The sequence below is a fragment of the Citrobacter sp. MGH106 genome, assembly GCF_001037495.1.
GTDB classification, from domain to species: Bacteria; Pseudomonadota; Gammaproteobacteria; order Enterobacterales; family Enterobacteriaceae; genus Citrobacter; species Citrobacter murliniae.
In genome coordinates this window covers 78,041-95,651 of sequence record NZ_KQ089823.1, presented here as the reverse complement: position 1 = coordinate 95,651, position 17,611 = coordinate 78,041, and the positions used below count along the sequence as shown (strand labels likewise).

The following is a 17,611-nucleotide window of genomic DNA, read 5'->3' as shown; positions in this document are numbered from 1 at the left end:
GTAACAATTTAGCCTGGAATTCATACCAGAATTCACTGGTTACTCTCGTAAGCTTTCTTAAGAATACACACTTACAATTGTTGCGAACCTTTGGGAGTATAAAACAATGCAAGAGAACTATAAGATTCTGGTGGTCGATGACGACATGCGCCTGCGTGCGCTGCTGGAGCGTTATCTGACTGAGCAGGGCTTCCAGGTTCGAAGCGTCGCAAACGCTGAGCAGATGGATCGTCTGCTAACCCGTGAATCCTTCCACCTTATGGTACTGGATCTAATGCTTCCTGGTGAAGATGGCCTGTCAATTTGCCGCCGCCTGCGCAGTCAGAGTAACCCGATGCCCATCATTATGGTGACGGCGAAGGGCGAAGAAGTTGACCGTATCGTCGGGCTGGAAATCGGTGCTGACGACTACATCCCTAAACCGTTTAACCCGCGTGAACTGCTGGCGCGTATTCGCGCTGTGCTGCGTCGTCAGGCGAATGAGCTACCGGGCGCGCCTTCTCAGGAAGAAGCGGTAATTGCTTTCGGTAAGTTCAAACTTAACCTCGGTACTCGCGAAATGTTCCGCGAAGATGAGCCTATGCCGCTGACCAGCGGTGAATTTGCGGTGCTGAAAGCGCTGGTCAGTCACCCGCGTGAACCGCTGTCTCGCGATAAGCTGATGAATCTTGCCCGTGGTCGCGAGTATTCCGCGATGGAGCGTTCCATTGACGTGCAGATTTCTCGTCTGCGTCGCATGGTGGAAGAGGATCCAGCACATCCGCGTTACATTCAGACCGTATGGGGTCTGGGCTACGTCTTTGTCCCGGACGGTTCTAAAGCATGAGGCGAATGCGCTTCTCGCCACGAAGTTCGTTTGCTCGCACATTATTGCTCATCGTCACCTTGCTTTTTGCAAGCCTGGTGACGACTTATCTGGTGGTGCTGAACTTCGCGATCCTGCCGAGCCTCCAGCAGTTTAATAAGGTCCTGGCCTACGAAGTTCGTATGCTGATGACCGATAAACTGCAACTGGAGGACGGTACACAGCTGGTTGTGCCTCCCGCATTCCGCCGGGAAATTTACCGTGAGCTGGGAATTTCCCTCTATTCCAACGAAGCCGCTGAAGAAGCTGGACTGCGTTGGGCGCAACACTATGAATTCTTAAGCCATCAGATGGCGCAACAGCTCGGTGGCCCGACGGAAGTTCGCGTTGAGGTCAACAAAAGCTCGCCTGTTGTCTGGCTGAAAACCTGGCTGTCGCCTAATATCTGGGTGCGCGTACCACTGACGGAAATCCATCAAGGCGATTTCTCACCGCTGTTCCGCTATACGTTGGCGATTATGCTGCTGGCTATCGGGGGGGCGTGGCTGTTTATTCGTATCCAGAACCGACCGCTGGTAGATCTTGAGCATGCGGCATTGCAGGTGGGGAAAGGTATTATCCCACCGCCGCTGCGAGAGTATGGCGCTTCAGAGGTGCGTTCCGTTACCCGTGCTTTCAACCATATGGCGGCGGGCGTTAAGCAACTAGCCGATGACCGAACCCTGCTGATGGCGGGAGTCAGCCACGATCTGCGTACGCCGCTGACGCGTATTCGTCTGGCGACGGAAATGATGGGCGAAGAAGATGGTTATCTTGCGGAGTCCATCAATAAGGATATTGAAGAGTGTAACGCCATTATCGAGCAGTTCATCGATTACCTGCGGACGGGTCAGGAGATGCCAATGGAGATGGCGGATCTGAACTCCGTGCTGGGGGAAGTGGTTGCGGCGGAAAGTGGTTATGAGCGTGAAATTGACACCGCACTGCAGCCTGGCGTTATTCAGGTGAAGATGCATCCACTGTCGATTAAACGTGCGGTCGCCAATATGGTGGTTAACGCAGCCCGCTATGGTAATGGCTGGATTAAGGTCAGCAGCGGAACGGAGCCACATCGCGCCTGGTTCCAGGTGGAAGATGATGGTCCGGGTATCAAGCCGGAGCAACGCAAACATCTGTTCCAGCCGTTTGTCCGCGGCGACAGCGCGCGTAGCACCAGTGGTACCGGTCTGGGTCTGGCTATCGTACAGCGTATTATTGATAACCATAACGGTATGCTGGAAATTGGTACCAGTGAGCGCGGGGGATTGTCGATTCGCGCCTGGCTTCCGGTTCCTTTCACCCGCGTACAGGGTGCAACTAAAGACGTATAAAAAAGGGAGGCGCGATGCCTCCCTTTTTGTCTCGGTCATTTCTGTTGACCGGAAGGATACCCACCTTCCGGCACGTCAATTTACAGTTTCGGACCTGCGCTAACCAATGCTGCACCAGCTGGTGTATCGGTGTACTTCTCAAAGTTTTCGATAAACAGTTTCGCCAATGCATTGGCTTTTTCCTGCCATTGCTCTGGTGATGCGTAGGTATTACGCGGATCGAGAATACGCGTATCCACGCCCGGCAGTTCCGTTGGGATCGCCAGGTCAAACATCGGCAGACTGAACGTTTCCGCATCATCCAGCGAACCGTTCAGAATGGCGTCGATAATGGCGCGAGTATCTTTAATTGAGATACGCTTGCCGGTGCCGTTCCAGCCGGTATTCACCAGATAAGCCTGTGCGCCTGCGGCCTGCATACGTTTCACCAGAACTTCTGCATACTGGGTTGGGTGCAGTGACAGGAATGCCGCACCGAAGCAGGCAGAGAAGGTTGGGGTCGGTTCAGTCACACCACGCTCGGTACCGGCCAGTTTAGCGGTAAAGCCTGAGAGGAAGTGGTACTGAGTTTGATCTGCTGTCAGGCGAGAGACTGGCGGCAGAACACCAAACGCATCGGCGGTCAGGAAGATTACCTTGGTGGCATGGCCCGCTTTTGACACCGGCTTAACGATATTGTCGATGTGATAAATCGGGTAGGAAACACGGGTATTCTCGGTTTTAGAACCGTCGTCGAAATCGATAGAACCGTCTTCACGAACGGTGACGTTTTCCAGCAGCGCATCACGGCGGATTGCATTGTAGATTTCCGGCTCGGCATCTTTAGACAGCTTGATAGTCTTCGCGTAGCAGCCGCCTTCAAAGTTAAATACACCATCGTCATCCCAACCGTGCTCATCGTCGCCAATCAGGCGGCGTTTCGGGTCGGTGGACAGGGTGGTTTTACCGGTACCTGAGAGGCCAAAGAAGACCGCCACATCACCTTTTTCGCCTACGTTCGCAGAGCAGTGCATGGATGCAATACCCTTCAGCGGCAGCAGGTAGTTCATGACGGAGAACATACCTTTCTTCATCTCGCCGCCGTACCAGGTGCCACCGATCAACTGAATGCGTTCAGTCAGGTTGAATGCAACGAAGTTTTCAGAGTTCAGACCCTGCTCTTTCCATTGTGGGTTGGTGCATTTTGCGCCGTTCATTACGATAAAATCAGGTTTAAAATCAACCAGTTCTTCATCGCTCGGACGGATGAACATATTTTTGACAAAATGCGCCTGCCAGGCGACTTCGGTAATGAAGCGCACGGAAAGACGGGTATCTGCGTTGGCACCGCAGAACGCATCAACGATAAACAGGCGCTTGCCAGAAAGTTGTTGGGTGACTAACCCTTTCAGATGCTGCCAGGTTTCCTGGGAGAGCGGTTTGTTGTCGTTCTTGCCTTTACCTTTGTCGGACCACCACAGCGTGTCACGCGTGGTGTCGTCGCGGACAATGTACTTATCCTTCGGCGAACGCCCGGTAAAGATACCGGTATCAACTGCAACGGCGCCCAGGTTAGTTAATACGCCACGCTCGTAACCTTCCAGGTTTGGATCAAGTTCTTCCTGGTACAACAGGTCGTAGCTTGGATTGTAAACGATATCCTGAACGTCATTGATACCATAAGCCTTGAGATCTTGCGGGGTTAAACTGGTGTTCACACGCATTTCACTGCTCCTTAGCCAATATGTATTACCTGGAATAGTAAGGTTTTTTAGGGGTTGCTAACCGCGACAAGGCTCATAGATTTACGTATCCGGGCAAAATCACGGGCGACCGAATACGCTGCGACTCCTGTCACAAAGAGGCGGATATTATGGCAGGAAACCCTTTTTTGTTGTGGAAAATGTTCTTAAAACGTTAATGGAGAGTGTATTTGGCGGGAATGTTGTGAGTGTAATCGCATTCATGTAAGAAAATAACGTAACTAAAACATGAGAAATATCGATTCACTTCGCGCAGTTGTGGACTGAAAGCGGCATGTTGGTGCAACGAATTGTGAAGATGATGCGATAATTAGCCTTTCTCTCCAGTCAGGATAACGATATGGATAGTGTTGAACTTTCACCTACGACTCGTTGGGGCATGATGTTAGTCGGCCTGCTGCAAGGCGTGTTGTGTTATCTGCTGATGACATACCTCATACCTCATAACAGCGACTGGCTGTTCTATGGGATGCCCGTAACGGTTGCGCTGACTTCGGCACTTCTGCTTACTGTCGTTTCTTTCAGGCAGCGTGCGCTGTGGTGCTGGATGGCACTGATCTTCGTTGTTGTGCTGGCGATGAGCGTTTGGCTGAAATGGAACGTCGGGGGCAGTAATCGGTGGAGACAGGAAGACGTTTTTTTCGTTTACGGCTGGCGCTTACTTCTCATGGCAATGCTGGCACTGCCCTGGATTCAATACCAACTCCACGCGCGTACCGATCAGTCTCGCTATTCTCAGTTTTATACCTGCTTTTGGCTTAACACGCTGACGCTGCTGATTGTCTTTGTCACTAACGGCTTGTTCTGGCTGGTGCTCCTGCTGTGGAGTGAGATGTTTAAGCTCGTCGATATTACCTTCTTTAAGACGCTTTTCTTTGAGACCGATTGGTTCGGTTATGTGGCATTTAGCTTGATTACCGCACTGGCGGTAGTTCTGGCACGTACGCAGTCGCGTTTGGTGGCTGCCGTTCAAAAGTTACTGACATTTATCGCTACGGGTCTTTTACCGCTGGTTGCGCTGTTAGCGCTGATGTTTATGCTGACCGTGCCTTTCACCGGGCTGGAGGCGATTTCACAGCGGGTGTCGGCGGCTGGCTTGATGTCCACGTTGACGCTGATCCTCCTGCTGTTGATGGCCATTGTGCGCGAGCCGCAAAAAGAGGCGTTACCCTATCCTGGCGCGTTACGCTATCTGATCAAATTCTCACTCGTTGTCGCCCCCATTTATATGCTGATTGCCGGTTGGGCACTATGGGTGCGCATTCACCAATATGGCTGGACGCCTGAGCGCTTGCATGGTGTGCTGGTTGTCGTTGTGCTGCTGACCTGGTCGCTTGGCTATCTGGCGAGCATATTATGTCGTGGCCGTAACCCACTTGAAATTCAGGGAAAGGTTATCCTTGGTGTTTCATTACTGGCCCTGGGGCTGTTGATTCTGTTGACGTCGCCCGTACTCGACGCATGGCGCATTAGCGTCAACAGTCATATGGCACGCTACTACAGTGGTAAAAATACGCCGGATCAGGTCAGTCTGTATATGCTGGATCGTAGCGGAAAACCGGGACGGGCAGCGTTGGAGGCATTACGCAATGATGAGGCGTTCAACAAGGATAGTAAGCGCAGGCGTGACTTAAACTCACTTCTACAGGGAGAGCGCGATCCGATTAAGACTCTGACCGCGACACAGCTAGCTCCAAAGGTGATGATCGCGCCGGGCAGCAAGAAGCCAGACGAGGCGTTCTGGGTGTTTGTCAAAGGGCAGAGCTACCGTATTAGCTCCTGTTTTGAACAGGACGCATGTGTGCTCGTTGATCAGGATCTCAACGCTGATGGCAAGCCTGAACAGGTGCTGTATGCATTTGCTGAGGGAGAAAGTCTGGTCATTGGTATGAAAGGGGAACAATGGGATCTGGTCGCCGTTGCTCAGTTACCGGAGGGATTTAATAAGGACCAACTTCTGCAGGCGCTGGTGAATCATAAACTGGATTCAGCCCCCAGGGTCTGGCGGGATATCACCATTAATGGCGAACGGCTAAAAATGAATTATTACGCTGAGTAAGCGAGCGTTAGCCCGGCAGGATGAACAGCCCGCCGGGCTAAGAACTTAATGCACCTGCGGGTCAGCAGGGGACGCGTTACTACGGATCTCAGCAATATCCATAGCGTTAAACAGATAGTGGCTACCGCAGTAATCGCAGTGCATATCGATTTCGCCTTCTTCTGCCAGAATGCTGTCCACTTCTTCGTCCGGCAGCGTTTTCAGTGCGCCAGCACAACGTTCGCGTGAACAGGTACATTTGAACTCAACATCCTGCGGATCGTAAAGCGTCACTTCTTCTTCGTGGTACAAACGCCACAGTACTTCGTTGGCAGGCAGCGTTAGCAGTTCTTCAGCTTTAATGGTTTCTGTCAGCGCAGCAAGGTGATCAAAATCATCCGCCTGCGCATTTTGTGCTGGCATCACCTGCAGCAGCATACCGCCAGCTGCTGGTTTGCCATCGACGTCGCCAGTACGGATAAAGAGACGCGTTGGCAGCTGTTCTGAACGCAGGAAGTAGTCTTCCAGACAGGCCGCCAGAGTATCTCCTTCCAGACCGACCACGCCCTGATAGCGCTCGCCTTCTTCCGGGGTAATGGTGATCACCAGATAGCCGTTGCCGACCAGAGTTTTCAGGTCGGCATTTTCAGGGATATCGCCCTGTATGCGAGCGACTCCGCGCATTTGCTGATTGTTGTTGCCATTAATTACCGCCAGGCTGAGCGGGCCATCGCCTTGCAACTGCACGGTGATATCACCGGCAAATTTCAGTGTAGCGGTCAGCAGGCTGGTAGCAACCAGCAGCTCGGCCAGCACGGTTTTGACCGGCTGAGGGTAAGTATGGTTTTCGAGGATCTGTTGCAGGGTTTCCGAAACGGTTACCAGCTCGCCGCGCACGGCAAAGTTTTCAAACAGATAACGATGTAATTGGTCATGTTGCGGCATAATCATCTCTCTTGCAGGTGACAGTCATTCACTGTCGCCGTGTTTAAATCGTAACAGGTCGCGGCGCTCTTTTTTGTCCGGCCGCCTGTCCGGGTGCGGCATAGTCAGGGCATTAAGCTTACGTGCCAGCGCCATTTTTTCGCGTTTTTCAACGCTCTCCGCGGTTTCTTCATACAGCGAAACGGCTTCAGTTGCCGGGCGACGCTGTTCGGTAATGGCCTTGATAATGACCGTCCGCTCGTCATTTCCCTGGCGCAGGGTGAGGGTGGCATTCAGTTCGACAATTTTACTCGGCTTACTGCGCTGCCCGTTGTAATGCACCTTACCGCCTTCAACCATTTCACGGGCTATCGCACGTGTTTTATAAAAACGTGCTGCCCACAGCCATTTATCCAGCCTGACTTCAACAGAGGGCTTCTCTTTCATGGCATCTCCTTCACATCAGTGAGGGGATCAGTCGGCGGTAGTCATTCAGTGACGGATGGCGTGCATACTGTTTTTCCGCAATACCTGAGTCGGGATTGGTCACGCCGAGGCAGTAACGAATGCCGAATTGAGCAGCGGCGTCGAGAATGGGTTCGCTGTCGTCAATAAACAGCGTCTTCTCGGCACTTATTCCCGTTTCTTCAGCCACAGCGTGCCATAACCGCTGATCCTCTTTGGGATAACCAAATGTGTGGGTGGAAAGTAATAAATCAAGGTGTGAGGCCAGTCCGGTATGCTCCAGCTTCACCGCCAGGTTATGTGGATGTGCGTTAGTCAGCAAAATACGTCGCTTACCGGACGCTTTTAAGGCATCAAGAAACGGAACCGTATCTTCACGCAGCACTGCACGCGGCCCCTGTTCCGTCGTCATGGCGCAAATATCCAGACCCAGGCACTCGCTCCAGTAATCCAGGCAGTACCAGTTTAGCGTATGCTGTACGGCATGATACTGCTGGCGAATATATTCCTGAGCTTCCCGGGGGGTAATGCCTTGCTGAGCGCCATAGGTTTCCGGCACCAGTTTTTGCCAGAAATAGTTATCGAACGCCAGATCGAGCAGCGTGCCGTCCATGTCCAGCAAGACCGTGTCGACATTCTGCCAGGCAATATCAAGACACTTCATCATTCAAGCTGCCCCTGCGTTTGTTGACCCCAGAGACTGACTTTCATCAGCACCTGGGAATTATCCTGAGGAAAATTAGATGCGCGACAGGGTAGCATATCCTGTCGCGCGGGCGTGTTATCGAATCAGGCTTTCCGGGTCGTCAATCAGCGTTGGATTCAGGCAACTTTCGTAGTATCCCTGAATTTCCGCGATGCGGGAGCGGTGACGCTGGTAGCGTCTGAAGGCCTGAACGCCGTTGTAGATGGCGCAACCCAGCATGCTAAACATCAACAGCGTGGTGCCAAGATAACGCCATAAGCCCGCGCGATCAGGGATTCGATGCAGGCCAATGTGCTGAGTGCCGTTGGCGTCGGTAGAGATATTGGTGACAATTCCTTCAGCGCGGAAGGGAGTCTGCATTAGCATCTGCGCCAGGCGCTGGAAGGCGCTCCACTGTTCTTGCGGCGGGTAGTCGTACAGAGAGGTCGATGGCCAGGCTTGATCGACCAGATCGCTGCCTTCATCACTAATAATCAGGAATCCCCCCGGGGCAGGGCTGTTCAGCGCCTGAGCCGCCCGTGCGGTCTCTCGTGAAATAAACGGTGCTGTAGACGTATTCACCAGATTATCCAGCGACTCTGCGCTAACCGGTCGCAGCAGAACGTTTACGCCATCCAGCTTCCCGGCGTTTGCCCGCTTAACCAGCGCAGTCCAGTCTTTACTGTTGCCTAAATTAACCAGCGCATTTTTCAGGCGCACGCATTCATCCTCGGCGGCGCACAGATCGGCAGTTTTCAGGACAATTTCACCAAAATCATCCAGCAGTACCATACCGGATTTTTGGATTGCCGAACGTAGCGATGCGCTGACACGGGAGTCATCATCTGGTTTTGGATGGAGCTGACGGTTGACGGCCTGCGTTAGCGCAATGGCTTTATTCACCAGATCGGATTCTGGCAACGGCAGCGCACGGGCATCGTTCCAGATAATTTGCGAGCAGTCGAAAGGCGTAAAAGGCGTGGCGGGCAGCGCGCTCCAGCTCCCTGGTGTATGAATATTACACATTCCCGTACCGCTCAGATGCAGTGTGTCACCAACACGAACGCCTGCGTTTTCAAGCTGCTTAACGCTGGTGGCTTCGATAGTTTGTGCGCCTTTCATCCATGAAAGGGTGAATTTTATCGGCATATCCAGCGGGATCCAAAACAGCAGCATCAGCAATACCAGCAACGAGCCGCCAGCGATGACGGCGCTGCGTAACCAGTGTTGTAGCGGAAAGTTTTTTACTTCGTCGTGCAGGGATAAAAAACGGCCCTGGCGGACAACGTGGCGATCCAGATAAATATCGATATCCGTTTGCTGCCCGAGGTCCTGCGCAATGTATGGCTGCCAGTGAGGCGGGTAAATCAAATCGATAATTCCCAGCGAGATATTATTGATTTGCTCCTGGTCGTTTTCACCAAATAGTCCCCACCGGCGCGGGGTTCCACGCAGACAATGTATTTCCCGCAGCGCGGTTTTAGACGGCGGGGCAAACAATCCCCACAGCCCAGCGGCCAGCAGCAGCACGGCTCCGCCGACCATCCACGGCACGAAAGTATCCGGCATAATTAAACAGAAAAAGAACAGCAGGAACGAAGCCACAATCAGTAACGCTTCGCGCAGCCCCGCAGGGCGGCTAAGTACATACTCTTCGTGTGTTTCCTGGCGAATATTCAGCAATTCAATCTGCTCACTCTCTTCGCCGCGAATGGATGCCTGCGTAGACGCGGTGTGTTGCAGCGCGTAGCCACGCGCCTCCTGCATATACTCTTGCAGTGTGTGCCCGTTTAAAGAGATAACCAAAGGCAGCGTATTGGTGTGGATCAGCTCAACGTTATTTTCGTCATTGATGTACTGTTCCCAGAATGGAGGCAGGTGTACCTCAACGGAGTCCAGATAGTAGCGCCATTTGTTAGGATCGTCGGTGGTGATGCCATAGCGCGTAATCGAATGAGTCAGAACGATGACGCTGTTACTTTGGGAATTCAACGTTAACGATACAGGCGCAGTACTGGCTCCTGTTGGGCCAGGAACTTGCTGAATTTGACTGAGGTTTTCAAGATAGTTTTCGACTGCACCACGCTCTTCGGGTGTCAGTTTACGCTTTGTCGCGTCTGAGAATACGTTGCTCCAGGGCAATTTTTGCCGCCTGGATTTTAATCTGAGTAGCCAACCTGCAAGTAACGAGCAGGCCAGCAAAGCAGCTAAAAAAATCAGAATGGTGCTCATGCTTTCCCCATCTTACTTAGTCTGTCAGGTGTAGTCAGTCGCACCTTGTACAATATTCGTGATTCTGTGGTTGGCTATCGGCAAGCGTGGAGTTGAACTTGAGCATCTTTATGAACAGCCCAGTAAATGCGAATAATAGCAAAATCACTAAAAACGGAATATCAGCAAATTCCTGGAGTTATTTCAACCTATTGACTTTTAATTTGAAATGAGAATTAACTTTTAGTACGTTACATAAATGTAAATAAACGGCAATTCACGTTGCCGAAACCGTGCGGTCTATCGCACAATGACCCCAGATTTCACAGCAAAGATCCTCATGATGAGCAAATCATTACAGAAACCCACGATTTTGAAAGTGGAAACCGTCGCACAATCCCGGTTGTTTAAAATCGAAAGCGTGGACCTTGAGTTCAGCAACGGCGTACGCCGCGTGTATGAACGTATGCGCCCGTCCACTCGCGAAGCGGTAATGATTGTGCCGATTGTTGACGACCACCTGATTCTTATCCGCGAATATGCGGTGGGGACAGAATCCTACGAACTTGGGTTTTCTAAGGGATTAATCGATCCCGGTGAAAGCGTGTTTGACGCGGCGAATCGGGAGCTGAAAGAAGAAGTGGGATTTGGGGCAAAGGACCTGACGTTTTTGAAAAAACTCAGCATGGCACCCTCCTATTTCTCCAGCAAGATGAACATCGTGGTGGCGGAGGATCTTTATCCTGAATCGTTGGAAGGCGATGAACCAGAACCGTTACCACAAGTGCGCTGGCCGCTGGCACATTTGATGGACCTGTTAGAAGATCCTGATTTTCATGAAGCGCGTAATGTGAGCGCACTGTTTCTGGTTCGCGAATGGCTGAAAGGACAGGGACGACTTTGATTTTTATGTCCGGTGGTGCTGTCGCTTATCCGGCCTACGATTTAGCCACTGTACGTAGGCCGGATGAGCAACGCACCATCCGGCAAAAGATTAGAACAACTCGTGTGTCTCACCATTATCGATAATGGTTGTCCCCACTTCATGTACAGCCTGCTGAGTTGGCTGCGTGCCCTCAATAAAATACTCTTCGCGACTGTTTCCGCCGCTCGCCAGTTGCCCAGTACTGCGATCAATATTGACCGTCACGATGCCAGGCGGTGGCGTCAGCGGCTGCTCAGGAACGCCTTCTAACACACTCTTCATGTAGGCATCCCACGCCGGCTGTGCGCTCTTTGCTCCACCTTCATAGCCAGAGATTTGATCTTTGATTGCACCAGAGGCGGTGGAGTGTCCGAGATTGCGGCGATGATCGTCAAAACCGATCCATACCGAGGTTACAACCCCAGGCCCATAGCCGGAGAACCATGCATCTTTAGAGCTGTTGGTGGTCCCGGTTTTACCGCCGATATCACGACGTTGTAAATCGCGACCCGCACGCCAACCGGTTCCCATCCAGCCCGGCTCGCCGAAGATATTGGTGTTCAGCGCGCTTTTAATCAGGAAAGCCAGCGGTGTGTTGATCACGTGAGGAGCATATTCCTGTGTCCCGCTTTGTGCGACCAGCGCCTGATTAGCCTGCTCAAGCTTCGGCATCGGCACGGTGGAATTCTGCTGTTCCTGCGAGATGGCGACGTCCTCAACGTTACTGTTTTCCAGTACGTTAGACTTCTGGGTATCACCATAAATGACAGGAATATCACACTCCGGGCAGGCAATTTTCGGCTTCGCTTCGAAGATGACCCCGCCCTGATCGCTTTCAATCTTGCTGATAAACCATGGGTCAACCAGGAAACCACCGTTGGCCATAACCGCGTAGCCGCGTGCCACCTGCATTGGGGTGAATGATGCGGAACCCAGAGCCAGTGATTCGGTGTGGACAATGTTCTGTGCCGGGAAGCCGAAACGCTGCAGATATTCTGCCGCGTAGTCCACGCCCATCGCTCGCATCGCGCGAACCATCACGACGTTCTTCGACTGACCGAGTCCCTGACGTAAGCGGATAGGCCCGGCGTACTGCGGCGGTGAGTTTTTCGGCTGCCAGTCAGAACCGGCACCCGCATCCCAGCGAGAAATCGGCACGTCATTCAGCATACTTGCCAGCGTCAGACCTTTATCCATCGCGGCGGTATAGAGGAATGGTTTGATATTCGAACCGACCTGACGCAACGCCTGAGTTGCACGGTTGAATTTGCTCTGATTGAAATCAAAACCACCCACCAGCGCCAGTACCGCACCGTTTTGCGGGTTGATAGAGACCAGGGCGGAGTTAACGTCCGGTACTTGTGCCAACCACCAGGCATCGCCGACCTGGCGTACCCAGATTTGCTGACCTGTCTGGACGACATCTGTCACTTTACGCGGTGTCGGGCCTTGTTGTGTATCTGAACGGTATGGACGCGCCCAGCGCATGCCTTCCATGCGCAATGCAACCGACGTGCCGTCTGCCAGTGTAGCTGTTGCTTCCTGCGGATTAGCGCTGGTGATCGCCGCCGGTAGTAATGGTCCGTAGGTTGGGAGAGCTTTCAGCGAATCGGTGATTTTTTTGGTATCCCAGGCGCTTTCACCCACTTTCCACAACACATTCGACGGGCCGCGGTAGCCGTGGCGCATGTCGTAATCCATTACGTTGTTGCGTACTGCCTGCTGGGCTGCTTGCTGTACTTTGCGTGTGATGGTGGTGGTGATGCGATACCCGTCTTCATAGGCTTTTTCGCCATAACGGCTATACATCTCCTGACGTACCATCTCTGATAAATAGGGTGCAGAGAAGGCTATTTCCGGAGCGTGGTAGTTGGCGTCAATGGCTTCGCTACGCGCTTGATCGTACTGGGCCTCGGTAATGTAGTTCTCGCTCAACATACGTGACAACACGACGTTACGTCTCGCGGTAGCTCGGTCCATTGAATAGAGCGGGTTGAATGTTGACGGCGCTTTTGGCAGCCCGGCAATTACGGCTATCTCGCTTAAGCTGAGCTGGTCGACCGTCTTGCCGAAATAGACCTGTGCCGCGGCACCCACGCCATACGCGCGATACCCCAGATAAATCTTGTTCAGATAAAGCTCGAGGATCTCGTCTTTACTCAGCAATTGCTCAATGCGGATCGCTAGGAACACCTCTTTGATCTTACGCATCAGCGTGCGTTCCGGGCTAAGGAAGAAGTTTCTCGCCAGCTGTTGGGTAATGGTACTTGCCCCCTGCGACGCATGGCCGGAGAACAGCGCTACGCTTGCCGCACGGAAGATCCCGACCGGGTCAACACCATGATGCTCATAAAAACGGCTGTCTTCTGTCGCGATAAAAGCTTTGACCATTTCCGGCGGCATTTGATCCAGCGTTACCGGGATTCGGCGTTTCTCGCCATATTGCGCGATCAGCTCGCCGTCAGCGCTGTAAACCTGCATCGGGATCTGCAAACGTACATCTTTTAACGTCGCGACGTCAGGTAATTGCGGCTCAATATAGCGATAGAGGCCATAAATCGAGCCTGCTCCAAGCAGGATGCAACATACTGCAAGGATTAATAAATACTTTACGAACTTCACTGGAGATTTCCCATTTAGTGGCATTTGGGCAGTTTATAAACAAACGCGCGGTAGTATAAAGGCAAGCCAGACGCATTGATATACCCGTTAAAGCAACGGGTGATAAGGAGATCATCAGCAATGGCTTTCAGTATCTGGAAAATTGGTCTGCATATTCAGCAACATGAAGTGCTGGCTGTTGTCGTCTCTCGTGACGGCTCTGGTTGGTTTCTACCACGCTGGTGGCGTATGCCATTGGCACGTCAGGTTATCGTTGAGGGTCACATTCGCGAGCCTGAACAGCTTGCGGCAGTGTTAATGCCGTGGAGTCGTGAGCTTCCCCGCCGACACCATATCTATCTGTCCTTTCCCGCCAACAGGACACTACAAAAAAAATTTCCACGCCCTGCAATGACCTTACGTGAGCCAGAACAAACGGCATGGTTGTCGGGGTCTATGGCACGTGAGCTGGATATGGAGCCGGATGCGCTGAATTTTGATTATAGTGAAGATACGTTAAGCCCGGCATTTAACGTGACAGCTGCGCAAAGCAAAGAAATTTCAGCACTCCTGACACTGATGCAAACGCTGAAAGTACAGGTTGCTGCCATCACGCCTGATGCCAGCGCACTACAACGCTTTATTTCCTATTTGCCACCGCATCAACAGTGTCTGGCCTGGCGTGACGATGAGCAATGGCTATGGGCGACCCGTTATGCCTGGGGACGTAAATCGGCAAGTGATATTACCGGTCTTGACGATCTTGCTGCGACATTATCTCTGGCAACAGAAAACATTGCTCTGTGCGCGCCCAAAGGATTCGATCCCTTAAGCGTCGTGTCTGTCCGCCAGCCGCCCATTCCTCCAGAAAGCCACGTTTTTGCCATTGCACTGGGTCTTGCTATGGGGGAAATGGAATGATGACACCGACAATCAATCTTTTGCCCTGGCGTCAGTCACGACGCAATGCCTGCCTGCGGTTTTGGGGGGCTTTATTTAGCGGTTCACTGCTGTTGATTGTCGGCTGCGCGTTGAGCTATTACGCCGTTACCCGTGTAGAAAACCGGGCTGATACTGTGCTGATAACCGCCGAAAAAATGCGGGCTGATGCCCTGGCGGCGCTAAAGCCTCGTTTGCAACTACGTCAGCAACAATGGCAACAAGCTCAGCAACGAGAAAGACTGCGTGATCAGACGCGAAGTTGGCAGCCCATTCTGGAAGGGCTGGCGGCTCTGTTACCAGAGCATGCGTGGTTGACGAAAATGACCTGGCAGCAAGATACGCTGGAAATTACCGGCAGTACGCTGAACTTTGCTGCATTAAAAGTGCTGGAAAATCAATTGCATCAGCAGACCTTTCTTCAGGTAGGTAGCCCAGGGGAAACACAGCAGGATGCACAGGGCCGTTGGCATTTCCACTATCGTCTGATACGGAGCGCTACGCATGATAGCCCTCTGTGATGGCTGGTTGACACAATCGCCGCGTTTTCGCACCGCCTGTTGGGCTGGCTGGAGTTTTGCGCTGGTTATTATTGTCGCGTTATGCCTGTTTTACCCTGCGGTGCAGGTGCGAAATGCACAACGAACAGCGTTAACACAGCAACGTGCGGTAATTCAATTGCAGTGGCGAAACCTGTACCAGTTGGCTGCTTCGGTCGACTCAACGCTTTCGGCAACTGAAGAGAAGATAATTCCTTTTTCTGCTTTAGCGTTCCAGACCCCTGTTACACGTTTGATTCACTGGCAACCCTCCGCGCAGGGGGGCGAGCTGGCGCTGAGGTCAGCCTGGGATGCGATCCCGCCAATGTTCGGGCGTTTGGCGGAGCAGGGAATGAGTGTCAATCGGTTCTCTCTCAGCGTGGAGGATGCTGAGCTGCTATTAACGATACAGCTGGAGCGTCTGAATGAAGGGTAAACGCTGGCTGTTGGTGTGTTCCAGCTTGCTGATATTGACCGGTATGCGTAATCCCTTCCAGCCGCCAGAAGATCACTGTCAGCTTTCTGAACTATCGACGTGGCGCTATCAAGGCGCCGTGATCAAGGGAGAGCGAACGATAGGCCTGGTGCTGGATGGCAAGCATAAATGGCGGCGTGTAGAGCAGCACGATGTTTTGAACAGTGGCTGGACGGTCTCTCAGGTTACGGCGCAAAACATGACCATTGACACGGATAAAAATTGCGAGCCGTCACGGAGGCAATGGCAACGACAAGGAGAGGTGAATGAAGCGATGGATAGCGGCAGTTCTGATGACAATAGTTCCCACCTTGCTGGCGGGGAAAACGCAAAACGTGACGCTGGTGGTGGATGAGGTTCCAGTTGTTCAGGTGCTGCAGGCGCTTGCTGAACAGGAAGGCAAAAATCTGGTGGTTTCTCCCGATGTCAGTGGCGTACTGTCACTGCACCTGGCTGATGTACCGTGGAAGTTGGCATTCCAGACTGTGGTGAAAAGCGCCGGACTGGTACTGCGCCAGGAGGGAAACATCCTGCATGTGCATTCTGTTCGCTGGCAGAATGAAAATGCGGCACGTCAGGAGAGTGATCAGGTACGGATTCAGGCGAGTCTACCGCTGGAACATCGCAACATAATTTTGCACTACGCTGATGCAACAGAGCTGGCTAAAGCCGGTGAGAAGCTGCTGAGTGCAAAGGGCAGCATGACGGTCGACAAACGAACCAACCGGTTATTACTGCGTGATAACAACGTTGCGCTGCTCGCTCTGGAGAAGTGGGTGGCGCAAATGGATTTACCCGTTGAGCAGGTTGAACTGGCGGCACACATTGTTACGATTAATGAGAAAAGTCTGCGCGAGCTGGGAGTTAAGTGGTCACTGGCTGATGCACAACAATCGGCGACGGTGGGTGATGTCACGACGCTTGTCAGCGATCTCTCCGTACCTGCTGCGACCACCCGTGTAGGGTTTAACATTGGGCGTATTAATGGGCGTTTACTTGAGCTGGAGCTTTCTGCGCTCGAGCAAAAGCAGCAGCTCGATATTATTGCCAGCCCACGGTTACTGGCATCTCACTTGCAACCTGCCAGTATTAAGCAGGGGAGTGAGATCCCTTACCAGGTTTCCAGCGGAGAAAGTGGCGCGACCTCCGTTGAGTTCAAGGAGGCTGTGCTGGGAATGGAAGTCACGCCAACAGTGCTGCAGCAAGGGCGGATTAGACTTAAACTACATATCAGCCAGAATGTTCCCGGTCAGGTATTACAACAAGCGGATGGCGAAGTGCTGGCTATTGATAAGCAAGAGATTGAAACCCAGGTAGAAGTAAAAAGTGGAGAAACAATCGCACTGGGTGGGATTTTTTCGCGTAAAAATAAATCTGCGGAGGACAGCGTCCCGCTGTTAGGCGATATCCCCTGGCTGGGTTATTTTTTTCGTCATGACGGCAAAGAAGATGAGCGACGCGAGTTAGTCGTGTTTATCACGCCAAGACTGGTCCCGACAGAATAACTTATGCAGGAAAAGCCGTTGTTTTTGCACTGAACACGTTTCAGGGATTTGACGTGCGGGTGTATTTAGCATACAAGGAGTACCGATTTGAGCGTCGGTACTTTTCTTTACTTATGCGAGCAGTGAACATGCCTTGCCTTTCTGGTGGTGTGTCATTGGCTTATTTGGCCTCATTTGGCTACGCGATACGTCGCTGAGCCTGATGTTTACGGGGTAGCTTATCTACCACAACCAGAAATGCGCAAGGATTGGTGATTTATTCAGTTGCCAAACCCGCTTGAGTATTGAGATAATTTTCAGTCTGACTCTCGCAATATCTTATGAGGTTTCAGTTCATGTCCTGCTGCGCTGTGTGTCTGCGAAGCGGGTTTACCATTAACGAATAGT

Annotated in this window: 15 protein-coding genes; 9 read left to right on the top strand and 6 right to left on the bottom strand. The window is 52.3% G+C overall.

Annotated features, from left to right (window positions below; all coding sequences use genetic code 11):
* The first annotated feature begins 106 nt into the window (after positions 1-106).
* Positions 107-826, top strand: a complete 720-nt coding sequence (ompR, locus tag SK36_RS20125) for an osmolarity response regulator transcription factor OmpR (RefSeq protein ID WP_001157751.1) — start codon at positions 107-109, stop codon at positions 824-826.
* Complete coding sequence (envZ, locus tag SK36_RS20120) at positions 823-2,175, top strand: two-component system sensor histidine kinase EnvZ (protein WP_045448442.1); 1,353 nt, start codon at positions 823-825, stop codon at positions 2,173-2,175. The genes ompR and envZ overlap by 4 nt, the downstream gene beginning before the upstream one ends.
* An 80-nt stretch (positions 2,176-2,255) precedes the next feature.
* On the opposite strand, the gene pckA is transcribed toward envZ, so the two are convergent.
* Complete coding sequence (gene pckA, locus SK36_RS20115; RefSeq protein WP_045448440.1) at positions 2,256-3,878, bottom strand: phosphoenolpyruvate carboxykinase (ATP); 1,623 nt, start codon at positions 3,876-3,878, stop codon at positions 2,256-2,258.
* Between the two features lie 379 nt (positions 3,879-4,257).
* On the opposite strand from pckA, the gene SK36_RS20110 reads away from it, so the two are divergent.
* Positions 4,258-5,976: a DUF4153 domain-containing protein gene (locus SK36_RS20110; RefSeq protein WP_048222898.1), complete on the top strand. Its 1,719-nt coding sequence runs from the start codon at positions 4,258-4,260 to the stop codon at positions 5,974-5,976.
* 45 nt (positions 5,977-6,021) lie between these two features.
* Here SK36_RS20110 and hslO read toward each other — a convergent pair whose 3' ends face one another.
* The 4 genes from hslO to igaA all read right to left on the bottom strand — a co-directional run bounded on the left by hslO (position 6,022) and on the right by igaA (position 10,261).
* Positions 6,022-6,900, bottom strand: coding sequence for an Hsp33 family molecular chaperone HslO (gene hslO, locus SK36_RS20105; RefSeq protein WP_045449817.1), 879 nt, complete (start codon positions 6,898-6,900; stop codon positions 6,022-6,024).
* 24 nt (positions 6,901-6,924) lie between these two features.
* A complete protein-coding gene (hslR, locus tag SK36_RS20100; RefSeq protein ID WP_048222895.1) occupies positions 6,925-7,326 on the bottom strand; it encodes a ribosome-associated heat shock protein Hsp15 in 402 nt (133 codons plus the stop codon).
* Positions 7,327-7,336: 10 nt separating this feature from the next.
* The gene (gene yrfG / locus SK36_RS20095) at positions 7,337-8,008 is read right to left on the bottom strand and encodes a GMP/IMP nucleotidase (protein ID WP_048223482.1); all 672 of its coding nucleotides are present in this window, start codon (positions 8,006-8,008) and stop codon (positions 7,337-7,339) included.
* Between the two features lie 117 nt (positions 8,009-8,125).
* Positions 8,126-10,261, bottom strand: coding sequence for an intracellular growth attenuator protein IgaA (gene igaA / locus SK36_RS20090; protein ID WP_045448434.1), 2,136 nt, complete (start codon positions 10,259-10,261; stop codon positions 8,126-8,128).
* 322 nt (positions 10,262-10,583) lie between these two features.
* On the opposite strand from igaA, the gene nudE reads away from it, so the two are divergent.
* The gene (gene nudE, locus SK36_RS20085) at positions 10,584-11,144 is read left to right on the top strand and encodes an ADP compounds hydrolase NudE (RefSeq protein ID WP_045449813.1); all 561 of its coding nucleotides are present in this window, start codon (positions 10,584-10,586) and stop codon (positions 11,142-11,144) included.
* A gap of 90 nt (positions 11,145-11,234) precedes the next feature.
* Here nudE and mrcA read toward each other — a convergent pair whose 3' ends face one another.
* Entirely contained in the window at positions 11,235-13,787 is a 2,553-nt protein-coding gene (gene mrcA / locus SK36_RS20080) for a peptidoglycan glycosyltransferase/peptidoglycan DD-transpeptidase MrcA (protein ID WP_045448432.1), read from the bottom strand.
* A gap of 120 nt (positions 13,788-13,907) precedes the next feature.
* Here mrcA and SK36_RS20075 point away from each other — a divergent pair, with 120 nt between their 5' ends.
* Genes SK36_RS20075 through hofQ form a run of 5 tightly spaced genes read left to right on the top strand, consistent with a single transcriptional unit; the run spans position 13,908 to position 17,224 of the window.
* A complete protein-coding gene (locus SK36_RS20075; protein ID WP_048222892.1) occupies positions 13,908-14,687 on the top strand; it encodes a type IV pilus biogenesis protein PilM in 780 nt (259 codons plus the stop codon).
* Complete coding sequence (locus SK36_RS20070) at positions 14,687-15,226, top strand: PilN domain-containing protein (protein ID WP_048223479.1); 540 nt, start codon at positions 14,687-14,689, stop codon at positions 15,224-15,226. The genes SK36_RS20075 and SK36_RS20070 overlap by 1 nt, the downstream gene beginning before the upstream one ends.
* Entirely contained in the window at positions 15,210-15,680 is a 471-nt protein-coding gene (locus SK36_RS20065; RefSeq protein ID WP_048222889.1) for a HofO family protein, read from the top strand. Before SK36_RS20070 ends, SK36_RS20065 begins: the two co-directional genes overlap by 17 nt.
* On the top strand, positions 15,670-16,074 hold the full coding sequence (locus SK36_RS20060) for a HofP DNA utilization family protein (protein WP_045448425.1): 405 nt from the start codon (positions 15,670-15,672) through the stop codon (positions 16,072-16,074). Before SK36_RS20065 ends, SK36_RS20060 begins: the two co-directional genes overlap by 11 nt.
* On the top strand, positions 15,986-17,224 hold the full coding sequence (gene hofQ / locus SK36_RS20055) for a DNA uptake porin HofQ (RefSeq protein ID WP_048222886.1): 1,239 nt from the start codon (positions 15,986-15,988) through the stop codon (positions 17,222-17,224). The genes SK36_RS20060 and hofQ overlap by 89 nt, the downstream gene beginning before the upstream one ends.
* The last annotated feature ends 387 nt before the right edge of the window (positions 17,225-17,611 follow it).